We start from the raw sequence: 15,939 nt of genomic DNA on the forward strand, positions 1-15,939 counted from the left end.
TTAAATAATACTCTATTGTTTGGGTTTGCGCTTAGCCGGTATCCGCACCACGGTAAAGCTTTTAGTATCAGGGTTGGATTCTTGGGAAAAATCAAAGGTGCGCTGGCGTTTAAAAGCGTCGTAGAAATTAATCAGCGGCGGACGACGTAACCTACGTGCGATCCATTCACCAAGAACTACCCCAGCTGCTAGAGCAGAACAAATAGATAGTGCTAAAGCTAGGTTTGTAAATCCGAGTAACATTTGCCCATTTAAGGCTGCATACATGCCTCGGTAAATGCTTAGTCCGGGCAATTGTGGAGTAATACCGGCAATCGCGGTAATCAGCGGTGGGATAAGGAATCGTCGAGCAAGTAAACCGCCGGCAAGACCAATAACAGTTGCAGTGATTGCGATTGTAGTTACCGTCGAAAAGCCTAAAAGAAGAAGCAAGTAATAGTAGATTGCTGATCCAGTAAGTCCGGTTAATCCAGATAACCATATTGAACTACGTTCTGCATAGGAGGCAAGGGCAAAACTTGCCGATGCACATCCGCCAGCAAAAACTTTTACAGTAGCGGAAGCATAATTGTATGAAGCCGCAGTTGCTAATGGCGGTAAGGTAATACCGAGTAATTCACTTGCTTGAATACCTGCGCCCACGCCAGCAACAATAGCTCCGGTAAGCAGCATAGTTTCAAAGAATCTAGCACTTGCTGTTACTGGGGCTCCGGTGATGCCGTCCTGGAGTGATTGCACCATGGTTAATCCAGCAAGCATGACAATAATGCCTGCCGCAACGATATGGCTAGGGGTGATATCCATGCCATAAGAATTAGCGATCTGGTAGGTCACCGCAGCGGGTACAGTTGCGACAAATCCACCAAAAATATTTTGGAAAAACATTGGCAACGAATGCTTGGCCAGCCAGCGAGAGCCTGCCATAATCACGACAGCAATCAGAAAAGACACTAAAGCACTAAGCCAGTTACCGCCTAAAAGAACAGCTACGCTACCAGCGAGTCCGCCCCAGCCAATAAGAGAGGTTTTAAACCCATAAGAGGCAGGGGTGGCATAAAGATCGCGCAGAATTTTATCTGCCACATCCACTGGGGTAGCGCCGGCTTGGATGGAGCGGATCAAGCGATCTACTTCGCTTAGTTTAGAAAAATCTGTAGTCATGGAACTGACTACGCGAAAGACACTGACTGGTGTTCGTTTTTCGCCGCCAATATTGGTAAACACGGTAATTGTGTTAAGTGTGATATCGACGTGGCAATAATGTAACCCCCAAGCAGAAGCTACAGCATGAATCTGCGCCTTGGCATCTCGGTTAGAAGTACCGGAGCTAAGTAAGAGATCGCCGATGCGTGCTGCGACGTCGATAACTGCTGCCACCTGTGCTGGATCGGTGAGATCAACTGGTGCTAATGGTGATGGTGGTGGGGCAGCTTTGATCGCATCAATGGTAGCGATACGTCCACTGTGATTAGTGAGTAATCGTAACCTTTCCAGGATCGACAATGTGGTTATTCTCCTTGTTTTTGGGGGATCTCGGAATTAACCTATCAGGTCTTTTATCTGGGCGCTTTGGTTGTCTTGGCATATGCTACCTTAATGGTGTACGATTGCTTGGCACTCGTTAAACGAATGTGGTGCTGGAGTGGCGCAATCGGTAGCGCAACGGTCTTGTAAACCGTAGGTTGTGGGTTCAAGTCCCATCTCCAGCTCAGAAACCCCAGCTAGTGAGCTATCTTGGCTACTTGCCTGGGGTTATTTTTTATGAAAGTGTCTAAAAAATGGGTTAATAGAGGGTTAAGGGTCAAAAAGTGTGCCTGGTCGGCGTGTCGCCGACCAGGCATCTTATTTATTTCATGGGGCCTTTTCTAGTTCCTATCGAGTGGTTGTACTCGGTTGGGATAGCATTGTCGTAGAAGGCTGGGCGGCCTGTTTTCAGGTCGGCTTTGTTGTAGTCTTCTAGGACAAGATCGTTAGCTTTGGTGAGTTGGTCTTGCCCGAAACTGCACTGCCTGGCGATCTCTAACGGGTCGTCAGGTAAGTTGTGTTTGTGAGTGCAGCCACTTCTTAAGCATTCTTCGTTGCCGTTCGCCGCTTTTGCCTCGATGCGCATCCGCAATGCGTTTGATCTGAGCGTTGCTCCCACCTTCCAAGCTGTTGGTTGTTGATTTTCCATCGCCGTGGTTCAAGAGCATCCGATGGTGGTTGCAGGTAGGGAAACAACCAGTTGTCTCGAACGAGGTGAAGCAGGCAATTGTAGGCTTGGCGGACACGTAGATGGATCCATTCCCACGTACGATTGCGTGTGCGGTGCTACGGGGGAAGTATTGTTTTTTGGTTTAGGAATGTCTTGTAGACCTGCTCGAATTCATGGAGTTGGATAGTCCATTGTGCAGCCTCGTCGATGGTGCGTATGCGGGTGAGCGTCAACGCTAGGTGGTAGATGGCGCGTCAGGCATCGGTGCGTGGTCGGGTGGTGGTGTAGCGGTGTACTACTCGTTGGGCGTGGGCCAGGTAGCGTTGGATTCGTATTGTTGGCCAGCAGGTTTTGATGGCTTGGTAGGCGCCTTGTCCGCCGTCGAGGACAACGCATAACGGTGGCGCGATTTTATTGAGTAATTGTGTGTAGGCGTGGGTGGTTTCTGGTTGGCCCAGTGTCAAGCAATGACATGGTCGAAGCTGGTGGCGATGAGGAGCTAACCTGCGGATGTGTAGGTGTCGCCAAATGAAGATTTGGTCGTAGATGCGGTGGGCTTCTGGGGTGTTGGGGACGTCGATGAGCCAGAAGTTTTGCGAATCGGCGGTCGAGTGTTCGGCGTGAGATGTTCATGGTGTTGGCGATGTCATTGAGGTTGGCTGTGCCGGTGACATAGGAATGGAAGGCGGTAACGTCGCGGGTGTGGGCTCGGTCGTTTCGGCGCCGGGTTGTGTTGCTGCCGCAGTTGGGGTGTGTACATCGGCTGGTGGGTTCGGCCGGTGGCTGTTGTTTCTGTTTTTCTTCATTGGCCCTGCGCATGCGGGGCATCGTGGTCTGTTTGGTGTCATTAGAAAATCACATCAGCAGCTGCCTAGCATATGTCGATGACATTTCGGTGTATTGAACAGAAAAACGGGTTTGAATAACGTGTGGAACGTTATTCAAGTCTGATTTATAGTGTTTGGCCAGTGGATATATGAGAAAACCGGACACACTTTTTGTCTATTAACCCAGATTTTATAAGTATTGGATCTTGACTGCCCAGATTACGCCGCTCAGTGCTAAGGCAGCAAGAATGAAAGTTGCTGCGCTGAGTCCTATACTTGTCGCAAAAATACCAGCTAATGGGTAGGTTATTAAAAAACAGGCATGTGATAGCGAGAATTGAGCAGTGTAGAGTGACGGGCGATTAGACGCAAGAGAATGTCGTTTTAGCAGCCGTGGTGAAGTAACAAGAGTGGTGGCATTTGCGGCACCTATCAGACCCCATAATATACAGATGAGTGACCAGTTTATGGTCCCGGTATGTGAAAGAGTCACACTACCGATAATGATGAGTAATACCGGGGTGATTGAAGAACCCACGGTCATAAAGTATTTATCGTTTACTCTTTGTAAAATTCGGGGAGCGAAGAAGGCTATGATCATTGAGCCTAGACCATAACAACCTAATAGGAAGGCAACCTCAGCTTGGCTTCGGTCAAGGTAAGAGCGGACAATAACCACAGTATTAACCATGACGAGTGCAGTTGAGGCGGCTACTGTAAGGTTTAAGCCAATAAGTGCACGTAACGGGCGTTCATACCAGAAGTCACGCATACCTTGGGTCAGTCGGTGCATGAATGTGTCATGTGTATCCACTTCGGATGGTGTAGGAAGATGAATACTAAGGATTAAAGAAGCCGATGCGATGAATCCTGCCAGAGTTCCAATGAATAATGTGTGGTAGCCGGTTACCATTAATAGTGCGGCGGCAAGTAGTGGGCTAAAGACTGCTTCAAGATCATAAGCTAATCGAGATAGTGATATAGCGTTGGTATATTCTTCTTCATCATCAAGAACCTCGGGGATGGTTGCTTGAAATGTTGGGGTGAATATAGCTGAGGATGCTTGGAGCAAAAAGATGAGGACATAGATTTGCCATGTTTGATCTATCCATAGCAAGGATGCTGCCACTGCCGCGCGAATAATATCAGCGCTAATCATGATAGTGCGCGGAGGTAGTGATCTAACTAATGTGGTTAACACTGGTGATAGGAATACATAAGCTACCATCTTGATTGATAATGCAGTGCTTAGAACCAGTGATGCATGAGCGCCAGCAATGTCGTAGGCCAATAGACCTAAAGCAACTGTGAGCAGTCCTGTTCCAACTAGCGCTAAGATTTGGGCGCTAAAAAGACGCGCATAGACCCGGTTTGTTAGAACCTTGAGCATGGTTTATTGATCCCCTATGTGATGACCAGGTATTTGACTGGTTTCAATGAGGGTATGCTCTGCCTGATGTAATGCTTCGCGTACGAGAGCTGAAGCATGTTCATCGGCAAGTCGGTAGTAAACCGTTGTTCCTTCTTGGCGAGAGAGAACTATTCTAAGCATGCGCATTTTGGCAAGGTGTTGCGAAACAGATGGTGGGCGCCGGTTAACCACCTTAGCCAAAGTACCAACTGCAAGTTCACCATGAGTACTTAATGCCAAGATAATTTTGATACGGGTGATATCAGCGAGCATGCTAAAGACTTCACTGGCGGCGCTAACAACCTCTTCATTGAAAAGAGTATTATTTATATCATTATCTTCGTACATGCGCATATAATAATATAAATGGGTATAGCTCGCATAATGTTAGTGACATTGGTGTAATGCTTGGAGCATTGGTAATTGTTGCTAGCTGGGTTGCGCTATAGCGGTAGACGAACCTTATTGATTTTGATACCTCTTAGCTACAGCGGAAAAAGAAATAGAAAAGCCTTACTGGTTTTAGTTGGTAACCAGTAAGGCTTTTTAGCTGTGTATTGTGTGTAAATCAATAAGGATTTCTACTTATGTGAATGATGAAGGAGAAATTTAGCAGAATCCGAAGAATTTGAGAATGCCAGAGCTGCTACCAGAACTACTAGAACAGGTCTTAGGTTCTTGCGGCTTTGACTCTCCGTTTGAGATGTATTTATTGGTGGCAGTGAGACGTATGTCTTGAGGGGCGTCGTCGGCTATGAAGCTCATATGTGGTGTGTGATTTCTAGGTTTTGCATCCGTACCTTCTTGGATCATCCATGTGAGCTCGTGATCATAACCTTTGATCTTGGCGGTTTCTTCTTTTTCAGTTACTGTGCACGAAGAACCAAGAGTGATTCCCTCAATAGTTTTTTCTTGATTGCTGGTAAGGGCTACTTCACCTTTTTTATTAGAGCCATTGTTGCTGCATTCCCAATTGAAGGTGAAAGTATGCTTAGGATCGATGTTTCCGTCAACTACCTTTTTTAGGGTAAAGCCAGTAGTTTTATTGCCATTATAAACATTGGTAGTTGTGATTTTTACTTGCGGTTTTTCTTGAGTGATTGTGAAAGAGATCTCGTTAAATACCTCTCCTTTGGGGGTATCAACACCGTCAATCTTCCATTTCACATCCTCCGCGGTGGTGTGTTCAAAGAGGGTACATTTGGATCCAAGTGGAATTTCAGATGTGGTAACGGCTTCATTTCGAGTTAGTGTGATATATCCGTATCGAAGGTTGCGATTGCCCTCCATGACACATATCCACCGTAAAATGGATGCTTCATTTTCGTGGCCTGCTTTGTTTGGGCCTTTGACAATTTTATTTAGAACAAAAGAACCTGTGTCTTCTTCGGCTGCGGAAGCCTGAGCGTTACTAAAAGTTAAAGTTGAGAGGGCTAGTGTTATAGCAGATGCTGCCGCAAGGAACTTACGTCCTGCTCGTTGAGCAGGTGAGGAAAAGTTACCTCTTTCATATTTTATTCTCCTTATGAGTTTTGTACGCAATAAGACTTTTGGTTGGAAAGTAGCAATCTTTCAGCGTCGAAAAGTGTCTAAGCAAAAAGATTTTATGCAATCCAAACGTGGGGGAAGTGTATTCTTTTGGTCACTAGGTATAACGATCAGCGAATACGTTGCGAAACAATACCAAGAAAAAGCTTAAAAATCTAAGGAAATTCTCAGAAAACATATCTAATATATGAAGTTTCAACAAGTTTTATTTATTAATTAAACTGTTATGGCTCGCTCTGCCTTATAGGTGAAATGTGCTAACGGTAGCGTGAAGTATGCTAAGAAGCCGTTTTTATTTTCCTTAAAGAAATTTGTTTTCTAGCTTAAAATGGGGGTGCTAACTGATATTTTTCTGAAATTGGCGGCGTCGATCTTGGCGCCAGAGCTTTTTGGTAAAGCGGTAGTATTTACTTAACCCGCGAGGACGACGGATACGTCGAGCGATCCATTCGCCAAGAACTACTCCGGAACTTAGTGCAGTTGCGGTAGCTAGAGCGAGTATCAGTGCCGAAAAACCAGCCAAAATTTGTTCGTGGAGTAAACCATACATGCCGCGATAAATACTTAAGCCTGGCAGTAATGGGGTAACACCAGCAATAGTAAGAATTAGTGGTGGAATCTGGTAACGGCGAGCAAGTAAGCCACCTATCAGACCAATCATGGCAGCAATAACGCCAGAGGCGAAAACACCGGTAAAACCTAGCGGGGTAAGGATGAAGTAATACATCCCGGAGGCAAAAAATGCAGTACAGCCAGATAAAAAAACACCTGCCCAATCGGAATAACAAGCGCGGGCAAAAGTCATCGAGGCGCCAATGGAGCCAAGAACTCGAACCATTGATGATGAAAGATTTGGTGAGGCTACTGTCTCCATTGGTGGAAGTGGAATGCCTAACTCACCAGATAAGGCAATGCCAATGCCAACTCCGGCAACTACACCGCCGGTGATAATAGCGGTATCAAAAAAGCGTGCTGCAGCGGTAATGGGAGCATCGGTAACACCATTTTGGATAGCTTGTACCAAAGTTAAACCGGCTAACATGGCAATAATGCAGGTAGCAATAACCATTGAAGGCTTCAGCGCTAGGCCGACATATGATCCAGTGTGATATGCCACGGCTGCAATGAGGGAGGCAAAGATACCTCCGAGCACATTTTGGAAAAAAATTGGTAACCCAGAATGCCCCATGCGGGAAGAAAAACTTAAGATGATAAAGCTGGTAATAAAAGAAATAGCAGCTACAAAAATATCCCCGCCAATAAGTAAGGCAACAGTGCCGCCTAGCCCGCCCCAGCTGAGATTGATAGCGTGTCGGCTCATGGTGAGTGGCGCGGTAGTAATTTCGTCGAGACGCTGGGTTGCGTTGGCTGGAGTAGCCCGACCGGTGTGAATATCACGGATAAGTTCATCGACGAGTCTGAGGTGATGAAAGTTTTGCTCACCTGGTGTAATAACCCGTACTAGGCCAACCGGTTGGTGGGCATTACCGCTGACATGGGTAAAAAGGCGTAGTCGATTATATGTGAGATCAACGTGAACGTTGTAGAGACCAAAGGCTTCTAAAATTGCTTTAACCTGGTGTGCAGTATCGGAGTTGGTGGTTCCAGCCACAATAAGAATTTCGCCAATTCGAGCTCCAATATCTAGTGTCCCCAGAATTTGCGATTCATTATCGAAAGCAATAGGGGCTACTGGTGCTAGTGGTGGTGCTGCTGCAACATCGATAGTGGCGGTATGCGGGGAGGAACTAAATCGGCTACGCAGCTTGTTGATCACATTCTTACTGTAACTGGTTGCTTTACGAAGAGCATGAGCACCGCCCCTAAAAGGATGATAAGTGCAATGCCGATAATTCCGGCGCGATCGTTGCCCGCGGCGAAAGTTAAGGTGGAAAAGGCTAGTGGGGAAAGCCAACTAACTGAGCGTCCAGTAGTGGCATAAAGACCAAACATTTGTCCTTCTCGATCATCTTCGGCAATTCGAGACAAGAATGTGCGAGATGCTGATTGTGCTGGTCCGACGAAAAGGCAGAGGATAAGGCCAAAAATCCAAAACATGCTAGGCCCGTTAACGAAAAGCAACACAATAGAGGTAGCAATCATGGCGAAGAGAGAAAAGAGGATTACTGGTTTAGAGCCGAACTTATCATCGGCAACCCCGATAGTCAGTGCTCCAAGGGCGCTAATAATATTGGCAGCAACACCAAACAGTAGTACCTCGGCTGCACTAAGCCCATAGACTGAGACCGCTAGGATTGCACCAAAAGAGAAGATACCTGCGACACCATCGCGGAAGATAGCAGAGGAAATAAGAAACCGTAACGAGTTGCGATCTTCTCGCCACAGGGTGGCTATGGTGGCAAAGAGTTCTTTATAAGATCCGACAAGAGAAGTACTGGTGAAATAGTTATTTGGGGTGATCTCTGGGATCACAAACATGGTTGGTAGTGCTAAACCTAGAAACCAGAGCGCAGAAACAATAGCGACAAGGCGGATATTAAGACCTGACTCAGTAGAGATATGTAGTAGCCCACCGTCGTTGGAAACAAAAAAGAGGTAGCAGATCAGCAATAAAATAATGCCGCCGAAATATCCAAGCGCCCAACCGAATCCAGAAACACGCCCTACATTATCCTTGGTAGAAACCTGGTTGAGCATGGCAAAGTAGCTCACCTCAGCTAGTTCAAAGGTGATAGAAGCTAAAGCAATACCGGTAATGCCTAGCCAAAAGTAGCGTGGGTCGTCGTTACGTACGAAAAACATTGCTGCGATAAGTACGGTGGTAATTAGCGTCCATACACGTACACTGTGTCGGCGAGTGCCACGGGCATCGGAACGTTGGCCGGAAACAGGGGCGAAAACGGCGATCAAAATACCGGAAATAGCAAGTGCCAAGCTAAACCAGCCGGTAGCATGGGCAATATCTTTCCCGACTGATTCTTTGAGGTACACCGAGAAAATAAAGGTGACCATCACTGCATTGAAAGCCGCTGAGCCCATATCCCACAGGCCCCAGGATACGACAGCTTTCCGATCTGTTCGTTTCATAAGAAAAAATATTAGTAGATATAGCGAATATTTTTCCTATCCATATGTTCCTCGTTCAATGAAGTGGGCCTGTACTGATGCATAGGGGAGATCGCAGTCTTGATGATTAGGCGTTAGATATTGGTCGAATCTAAGAGCGCAAGTGCAGTGGCAATGAGTTTTTCTCGGTGTTGTTGGGTCAGTGGAGCGGTGCTGATATGGTCGTGTAACCACATTCCATCAGCAATAACCTTGCATAAATAGAAAATGGGTTCTTTATCAATGCCGTCTTGGTGACAACCCCAGCGGTAGAAGATGTTATCCCAGGCATCATGAAGCTCAGTATTATTATGTATTTCTAAACTAAGCAATAATTCTGCCCGTGTAGCGCTACGAGAAAGCACAATAAGTGTTGCCTTGAGTCTGTTTAGAAGATCGACCTCATCAGCAGTACCACCGGCGGTTGCGATAAGCTGCTGTTCAAAATCTTCAATCATAAATTGATTCATGTCTTTAAGCAGTGCATCCCGAGAAGGGAAATGGTAGATGAGACCAGATTTACTTAATCCCGATGCTTGAGACAAAGCTTCGTAGGTTAGCCCATCTAGTCCATGCTTTTCGACGAGCTCTAAGGCTGTTTTAATAAGTAGTTGTTTTTTACTCGTGCGCATATTTGGTCTCTTTAGGATTCCCAGCTAATAAGATTGCAGTGACGATAGTGCCGATAATAGCCACTATGGTGCCAACGCCAATGGTTGTGTAGTAGGCATTATCAAAAGCTTGGTGAGCGGCATCGGCAAGCAGCGGATGGGTAAAACCGGTGGTATAGCTATCAGATATTTCTGCCGGCGCGAAAAGAGCATAGAATCCGCTGATCAGTGATCCCATAAGGGCAACTGAAATAAGGGTGCCAAATTCGAAAGATACCTCTTCAACTGCGGAAGCCATACCAGTTCGGTGCGCTGGTGCAGAGCCAATAATGGCTGTAGATGCCACACTCATGAGTAGGCCAGCACCAAATCCGGTTGCCATAAAAGCGATGACAAAGATTTCGACATGGTTATTGCTTAGCGCCCATATACCTGCAGGAAGTCCTAGGCTGATAACAGCGAAGCCACCGCTAATAAGTGGCCTAAAACCCCAGCGATGCAGATTTGCACCACCTAGCAAAGAGGCAGGGAACGCGGAGATAGCCATAGCACCGGTAATTAAACCTGCTTCTAGTGGGCTAAAGCCGGCTGATTCTTGGAAGCGCTGGGTGGTAATAAGTTCTACTCCAGTTAAACAGAACATGCCTAGGCATGCTGCGACAACACCGGCAACAAAAATTCGGTTTTTAAAAATATCAAAAGCAAGCAGTGGTTCATCAAGGCGGTGTTGGCGATGGATAAAAAGAATTGAGCCGATAGCCATTATTGCGGTAGCTATGCCAAGCACTAGGCTATTAATAGGTTGGTGTACTAATTCTTTAATAACAATAACCATACCCATCATGGCGAACATGGCGTAGAGCGAAGAGATGAAATCCCAATGTTTTTCCGGGTTGGCACGATTGTTGGGGGCTAAGAAATAGCTTGCAATAAGGGTGATGATAACAATGGGGACGTTAATCATAAAGACTGAACCCCAATAATAATGTTCCAGCAAGAAGCCGCCGACGACCGGTCCGGCTGCGGCACCAATAGTGGCAACGGAGCCCCAAACACCGATTGCAGTATTACGCTCTCGGACATCTTTAAAAGTAGTGCGCAGTAATGCCAAGGTTGCTGGCATCATGGTGGCCGCACCTGCGCCGAGAGCACCGCGAGCGGCAATAAGAGCGGTTGCATTGGGTGCGAATGCAGCAGCCAATGAGGCGAGGCCAAAAAGTACTAGGCCAATTTCAAACATTCGACGATGGCCGATTTTATCCCCTAAGGTACCGGTGCCAAGAAGCAGTCCGGCCAGTACTAGTGGATAGGCATTGATAATCCACAAGCCTTCTAATTCAGTGGTGTGAAGTTCGTGGCGTAGGGTGGGTAAAGCGGTGTAGAGGATCGAGTTATCAAGACCGATCATAAGCAGCCCAAGGGAAATGACAAAGAGGAAACTCCATCGTTGGGCTTTGGTTGGTTGATTCATGGAAAGAAACTATACCGAACGGACGTTATAGTTACAAGCTTATTGCTGTTCGCACTTTTCCGTTATGGTGTATCTCTCAGATTGTGTGCTACTAGGCAAACTAGAGCATATTTACAGCGTTTTATCAGTAGCAGATAAGTTTATGGTCAGTTTAAACAACCATGATGGGATCTAGTTTGTAGCGAAAATGCTTGTGAAAGGCCACAATGGATACCATGGAAAATGCAACCCGAGTCCTCGTCGTTGATGATGAGCCTAATATTGTTGAACTTCTTACCGTCAGTATGAAGTTTCAGGGCTTTGAGGTAGCCACTGCTCATTCTGGTCCTGAGGCGCTAGAAATTGCGCGTGAGTTTAACCCCGATGCTTTTGTGCTCGATGTGATGATGCCGGGCATGGATGGTTTCGAGTTATTGCCCAAGTTACGTGCATTAGGTTTTGATGGCCCGGTGCTCTATCTTACAGCTAAAGATGCGGTAGAAAATCGCATTCATGGGCTAACTATTGGCGCTGATGATTATGTAACTAAGCCTTTTTCTCTAGAAGAAGTTATTACTCGGTTACGGGTGATTTTGCGTCGTGGCGGACACGTTGAAGACACCACTACTGATGACGCAACACTAGTTTATGCTGATTTAACGCTTAACGATGACACCCACGAGGTTACTAAAGCCGGTAAGGTCGTTGAGCTTTCGCCTACCGAGTTTAATTTGCTGCGTTATCTCATGCTGAACTCCGAGGTTGTGTTGAGTAAAGCAAAAATTCTCGATAACGTTTGGCATTACGATTTCGGTGGTGATGGAAATGTCGTTGAATCATACATTTCTTATCTTCGTCGCAAAGTGGATACTTTAGATCCGCCATTAATCCATACTGTTCGTGGTGTTGGCTATGTTCTTCGTACCCTACGCGGCTGATTACTGTGGCAGATAAAACCTCTGGTAATTCCACTAAAACGCGGATTAAAAAAGGAGTACCACTTCGGTTCTCCTTGGTTTTTTTGGTTGTTGCTATTACCGGCATGGGGCTGTTTTCTAGTGCCTTGATTGTGCAAGAAGCCATGGAGAGCGTTATTTTTGGGCGTATCGACGATAACCTTGAGCACGCTCTAGATGGTTGGGCAGCTAAAGATGATCTTTTCCTGGGCGGTAATATCTCCGCTGCGCGACCACCTAATGATTATTTTGTGGTGCGAGTAGATATTAGTGGCACGGTTCAAACCTATGGCAGCTTAGATTCTTATCCCGATTTTGACTCTATTTATGTCGATCGAGGACCCCAAACCGTTGACTCCGGAAAAAATAGTACTGAGCGTGGACAATGGCGTGCGATCGCTATTTCAGAATCAAGTAGCTTTTTGGTAGTTGCTAAGCAGATTAACCAAGAATTTGCTATTTTGCATCGCTTGGCAGTGTTGCAGTGGATTATTGGTATTGCAGTACTTGTTGCCCTCGGTCTAGTAGCTTTTTGGTTACTGAATAGAACGCTTATACCTTTGCGTGGAGTAGAACGCACCGCTCAAGCTATCGCACGCGGTGAATTAGATTCGCGTGTGCCTGGTTTGCCAGAAAATACCGAAGTTGGTTCATTGGCTAAATCTTTTAACATGATGTTAGAAAAACTTCAACATACAGTTGAAGAATTGCGTGGTAAAGAAGAACAAATGCGTCGTTTTGTCGGCGATGCCTCCCACGAGTTGCGTACTCCATTAACCAGTGTTAAAGGATATGCAGAATTGTATCGCTCAGGGGCAACAAGCGATGCCAATATGGTTATCAACAAAATCGGCGAAGAAGCCACTCGGATGAGTTTATTGGTAGAAGACTTATTAGCGCTTACTCGATCGGAAGGAGCTCGTTATGATGAAGCACCGGTCGATTTACTAGAGCTGTCTCTTGCGGTAGCTAGCTCGCTGAAAGTTGCTTATCCAGAGAGAACTATTAATGTTCGCCCGGAAACAGATGGCATTCCTATGGTTATTGGTGATGTCAGTAGATTGCATCAGGTGCTAGCCAACCTGAGCGTGAATGCATTAACACACGGCGGTGATGATGCCGAAGTAACTATTCGTCTTCGTGATGATGATAAGACCGCCATCATCGAAGTGATCGACAATGGCGTGGGTATGGATGTTGAAGATTCAATGCATATTTTCGAGCGTTTCTATCGGGCAGATACCTCTAGAACGCGAGCTACCGGTGGTTCTGGCTTAGGGTTGGCCATTGTGAAATCAATTGTGGAATCACATGGCGGCGAGGTTACTGTAGACAGTATTAAAGGTGAAGGAACGACCTTTATGGTGCGATTGCCACTGATCGAAGAAAAACAATAAAAAGACGCATTAAGTTCACTGCATGTTGTTAAAACACGCAGTGAACTTAATGCGCAGTAATTATGAACTATGTGTCGCGTCCAGCAGCCGATATAAAAGGTAAGAGTTTACTTATCGTAGAGTGCTGCAATAATAGGTTTAACCTGCTGGGGGAGATGCTCGTGACGAATATTTTCGCTAAGATAGCGCACTTCGCCCAGCAGAGAAGATGATGGTGGGACAATAGTATCTGCACGAGAAATCAGTGAGGTTACCCGAGTCTGTTCTGGGATAGTAGCTGATAGTGGTTGAGATAACTCGGTAATCGCTGGACCGAGAATCATGGCAGTTAGGCGTGGAAACCGGATTAAGCGGGGTATCCCATAAAAACACGCCCCTACACCAATGAGATGCCGGACTAATCCTGGTCGGTGCTGAGCTAACCATAAGCCATGCACCCCGCCGGTAGAATGCGCAACAATATCAACACAGTCAATATCTGCTACTGCAGCAGCAATTTCTGCTTGGCATTGAGCAAAAGAAGCAGTTGCTCGATTGCCATAGGCTGGGGCGATATACCACCGGTTTCGTCGTTGTAGCTCTTCAGCAACTGGTTGGAAATTACCCGGTGAACCGAGCATTCCATGCAGAAAAAGCACTGGCACCTCGCTATTTGGTGGTGGCGAGGGTGCAAGTGTACCGCGGGTGGGCAAGAGGTGCACCCAGCTCATAATAAAACCTAGACGTTTGTTTTAGGCGTTAGCTAATTTTTTCCAGAGCGGTGCGAATGCGCTGAGCTGCATCATCCATAAGCTCAGGATCGGTATCGTCTATTGCCATAGCACGAGAGAAATCATAATCAGACATCTTTGAGGTAGGAAAGAGGTGAATATGAGTATGCGCGACATCGAAACCAGCAATAACATAGCCGCAACGCGGTGCGTTGAAAGCTTTAATAATTGCTTGGCCAATGCGTTGCGCAACAGAATTAAGATGCGCCCACTGATCAGCACTGAGATCTGTCCACCGATCTACCTCAGCAACGGGTACTACCAGAACATGCCCGTAGACGAGTGGCTCAATGGTTAAAAATGCCACGACCTGATCGTCTTGATAAACAAAACGGCCCGGTAGCTCGCCAGCGATGATTTTGCTAAAAACACTACTCATAATAATCATCGTAGCTGTTAAACTAGTCCACCATGCGCACTCTTGTTATCGGTTCTGGTGCTCGCGAACATGCGTTAGCACTTACCCTTTCCCTCGATCCATTCATTAGTGATGTACACGTTGCTCCGGGAAATCCTGGTATGCAGAGCTTTTCGACGCTGCATAGTGAGGTTACAGATATTGCTAACCCACAGGTTGTCCTAGAGCTAGCACAAAAAATTAACGCTGAGTTTATCGTTATCGGCCCGGAAATCCCCTTGGTAGCTGGTGTTGGTGATGTATTACGAGAGCATGGTTTTGTTGTCTTTGGCCCAAATAAAGATGCTGCTCGTATCGAAGGCTCCAAAGCTTTTGCTAAAGACGTTATGGCTGCCGCTGGTGTGCAGACTGCACGAGCAGAAAATATTGCCCCTGGTACTACCGATGCAGAAATTGAAGCTGCGTTGGATCGTTTTGGCCCTCATTTTGTGGTTAAAGATGATGGTCTAGCAGGTGGTAAAGGTGTTGTCGTTAGCGATAGTCGTGCGCAAGCCCGGGCACATATTGATGTGGTTCATGCTGCAGGTAACCCAGTGTTATTAGAAAGCTTCCTAGATGGTCCAGAAGTATCGTTGTTCTGTCTTGTCGATGGTGAGACAGTTGTGCCATTGTTGCCGGCCCAAGATCATAAGCGTGCCTACGATAATGATGAAGGGGCAAACACTGGTGGTATGGGTGCTTATACACCGCTGCCTTGGTTGCCTAAAGATGGCGTGCAAAGAATTGTTGATGAAGTGTGTGTACCGGTAGCAAAAGAAATGGTAGCGCGTGGCTGTAGCTATTCTGGTCTGCTTTATGCTGGTATTGCATGGGGTAAACAAGGCCCTGCCGTAGTGGAGTTCAATTGCCGTTTTGGTGATCCAGAAACGCAGGCTGTGCTTGCGCTCCTAGAAACCCCCCTAGGAGAAGTGCTCTATGCGGTGGCTAGTGGGCAGCTAGCTAGCTTGCCACCGCTTTCTTGGCGCGATGGTTATGCACTGACTGTGGTGCTCGCTGCCGAGGGATATCCCGAGCAACCACGTGTGGGCGGAGTAATTACTGGGGCTAATCAACCTGGTGTCATGCATGCGGGGACTGTGCTTAATGAGCAAGACGAATTAATCTCTTCCGGTGGACGAGTCTTAAATGCTATCGGTACTGGCACAACGCTTGTCGACGCTCGTGATCAGGCATATCAGCTATTAAAAGGTATTTCTCTTTCCGGTAGCCATTACCGAAGCGATATTGCCTTAGCAGCAGTCAACGGCGACATTAGCGTTTAATGGTGCGGTGAACATCGGTCACGCTTAGC

13 protein-coding genes, 1 tRNA gene and 1 pseudogene are annotated in these 15,939 nt (G+C 46.6%); 4 read left to right on the top strand and 11 right to left on the bottom strand.

Going from position 1 to position 15,939, the window contains the following annotated elements; genetic code table 11:
* Window positions 1–12 precede the first annotated feature (12 nt).
* A complete protein-coding gene (thrE, locus tag UL82_RS02630) occupies window positions 13–1,503 on the bottom strand; it encodes a threonine/serine exporter ThrE (protein ID WP_046438904.1) in 1,491 nt (496 codons plus the stop codon).
* 133 nt (window positions 1,504–1,636) lie between these two features.
* On the opposite strand from thrE (UL82_RS02630), the gene UL82_RS02635 reads away from it, so the two are divergent.
* A tRNA-Thr gene (locus UL82_RS02635) sits at window positions 1,637–1,709 on the top strand.
* Between the two features lie 137 nt (window positions 1,710–1,846).
* Here the strand turns inward: UL82_RS02635 and UL82_RS02640 are convergent.
* The 8 genes and pseudogenes from UL82_RS02640 to UL82_RS02675 all read right to left on the bottom strand — a co-directional run bounded on the left by UL82_RS02640 (window position 1,847) and on the right by UL82_RS02675 (window position 11,128).
* Window positions 1,847–3,042: pseudogene (locus tag UL82_RS02640) on the bottom strand (IS1249 family transposase).
* Window positions 3,043–3,211: 169 nt separating this feature from the next.
* Complete coding sequence (locus tag UL82_RS02645; protein ID WP_046438905.1) at window positions 3,212–4,411, bottom strand: MFS transporter; 1,200 nt, start codon at window positions 4,409–4,411, stop codon at window positions 3,212–3,214.
* 3 nt (window positions 4,412–4,414) lie between these two features.
* A complete protein-coding gene (locus UL82_RS02650) occupies window positions 4,415–4,780 on the bottom strand; it encodes an ArsR/SmtB family transcription factor (protein ID WP_046441105.1) in 366 nt (121 codons plus the stop codon).
* Between the two features lie 261 nt (window positions 4,781–5,041).
* Window positions 5,042–5,974 carry a DUF5979 domain-containing protein gene (locus UL82_RS02655; protein ID WP_046438906.1) on the bottom strand — a complete coding sequence of 311 codons (933 nt, stop codon included), beginning with the start codon at window positions 5,972–5,974 and terminating at the stop codon, window positions 5,042–5,044.
* A gap of 343 nt (window positions 5,975–6,317) precedes the next feature.
* On the bottom strand, window positions 6,318–7,757 hold the full coding sequence (thrE, locus tag UL82_RS02660) for a threonine/serine exporter ThrE (protein ID WP_046438907.1): 1,440 nt from the start codon (window positions 7,755–7,757) through the stop codon (window positions 6,318–6,320).
* Window positions 7,754–9,028, bottom strand: a complete 1,275-nt coding sequence (locus UL82_RS02665; RefSeq protein WP_046438908.1) for an MFS transporter — start codon at window positions 9,026–9,028, stop codon at window positions 7,754–7,756. Before UL82_RS02665 ends, thrE (UL82_RS02660) begins: the two co-directional genes overlap by 4 nt.
* A 113-nt stretch (window positions 9,029–9,141) precedes the next feature.
* Entirely contained in the window at window positions 9,142–9,678 is a 537-nt protein-coding gene (locus tag UL82_RS02670) for a TetR/AcrR family transcriptional regulator (RefSeq protein WP_046438909.1), read from the bottom strand.
* Entirely contained in the window at window positions 9,665–11,128 is a 1,464-nt protein-coding gene (locus UL82_RS02675) for an MFS transporter (protein WP_046438910.1), read from the bottom strand. Before UL82_RS02675 ends, UL82_RS02670 begins: the two co-directional genes overlap by 14 nt.
* 206 nt (window positions 11,129–11,334) lie before the next feature.
* Here UL82_RS02675 and UL82_RS02680 point away from each other — a divergent pair, with 206 nt between their 5' ends.
* On the top strand, window positions 11,335–12,045 hold the full coding sequence (locus UL82_RS02680) for a response regulator transcription factor (RefSeq protein WP_046438911.1): 711 nt from the start codon (window positions 11,335–11,337) through the stop codon (window positions 12,043–12,045).
* Window positions 12,046–12,050: 5 nt separating this feature from the next.
* Complete coding sequence (locus UL82_RS02685; protein ID WP_126316279.1) at window positions 12,051–13,460, top strand: sensor histidine kinase; 1,410 nt, start codon at window positions 12,051–12,053, stop codon at window positions 13,458–13,460.
* Between the two features lie 107 nt (window positions 13,461–13,567).
* Here UL82_RS02685 and UL82_RS02690 read toward each other — a convergent pair whose 3' ends face one another.
* Both UL82_RS02690 and UL82_RS02695 read right to left on the bottom strand, forming a co-directional pair.
* Window positions 13,568–14,104: an alpha/beta fold hydrolase gene (locus tag UL82_RS02690; protein ID WP_126363951.1), complete on the bottom strand. Its 537-nt coding sequence runs from the start codon at window positions 14,102–14,104 to the stop codon at window positions 13,568–13,570.
* Window positions 14,105–14,198: 94 nt separating this feature from the next.
* Window positions 14,199–14,609: an HIT family protein gene (locus UL82_RS02695; protein WP_046441109.1), complete on the bottom strand. Its 411-nt coding sequence runs from the start codon at window positions 14,607–14,609 to the stop codon at window positions 14,199–14,201.
* 32 nt (window positions 14,610–14,641) lie between these two features.
* Between UL82_RS02695 and purD the strand changes: the two genes are divergently transcribed.
* The gene (gene purD, locus UL82_RS02700; RefSeq protein WP_046438913.1) at window positions 14,642–15,910 is read left to right on the top strand and encodes a phosphoribosylamine--glycine ligase; all 1,269 of its coding nucleotides are present in this window, start codon (window positions 14,642–14,644) and stop codon (window positions 15,908–15,910) included.
* The last annotated feature ends 29 nt before the right edge of the window (window positions 15,911–15,939 follow it).

Source organism: Corynebacterium kutscheri, assembly GCF_000980835.1.
Lineage (GTDB): Bacteria > Actinomycetota > Actinomycetes > Mycobacteriales > Mycobacteriaceae > Corynebacterium > Corynebacterium kutscheri.

Excerpts from the sequence above, each read along its gene's own strand:
- UL82_RS02670 (WP_046438909.1), bottom strand. The coding sequence starts at position 9,678 with ATGCGCACGAGTAAAAAACAACTACTTATTAAAACAGCCTTAGAGCTC.
- UL82_RS02695 (WP_046441109.1), bottom strand. The coding sequence starts at position 14,609 with ATGAGTAGTGTTTTTAGCAAAATCATCGCTGGCGAGCTACCGGGCCGT.
- UL82_RS02680 (WP_046438911.1), top strand. The coding sequence starts at position 11,335 with ATGGATACCATGGAAAATGCAACCCGAGTCCTCGTCGTTGATGATGAG.
- purD (WP_046438913.1), top strand. The coding sequence starts at position 14,642 with ATGCGCACTCTTGTTATCGGTTCTGGTGCTCGCGAACATGCGTTAGCA.
- UL82_RS02650 (WP_046441105.1), bottom strand. The coding sequence starts at position 4,780 with ATGTACGAAGATAATGATATAAATAATACTCTTTTCAATGAAGAGGTT.
- UL82_RS02645 (WP_046438905.1), bottom strand. The coding sequence starts at position 4,411 with ATGCTCAAGGTTCTAACAAACCGGGTCTATGCGCGTCTTTTTAGCGCC.
- UL82_RS02665 (WP_046438908.1), bottom strand. The coding sequence starts at position 9,028 with ATGAAACGAACAGATCGGAAAGCTGTCGTATCCTGGGGCCTGTGGGAT.
- UL82_RS02675 (WP_046438910.1), bottom strand. The coding sequence starts at position 11,128 with ATGAATCAACCAACCAAAGCCCAACGATGGAGTTTCCTCTTTGTCATT.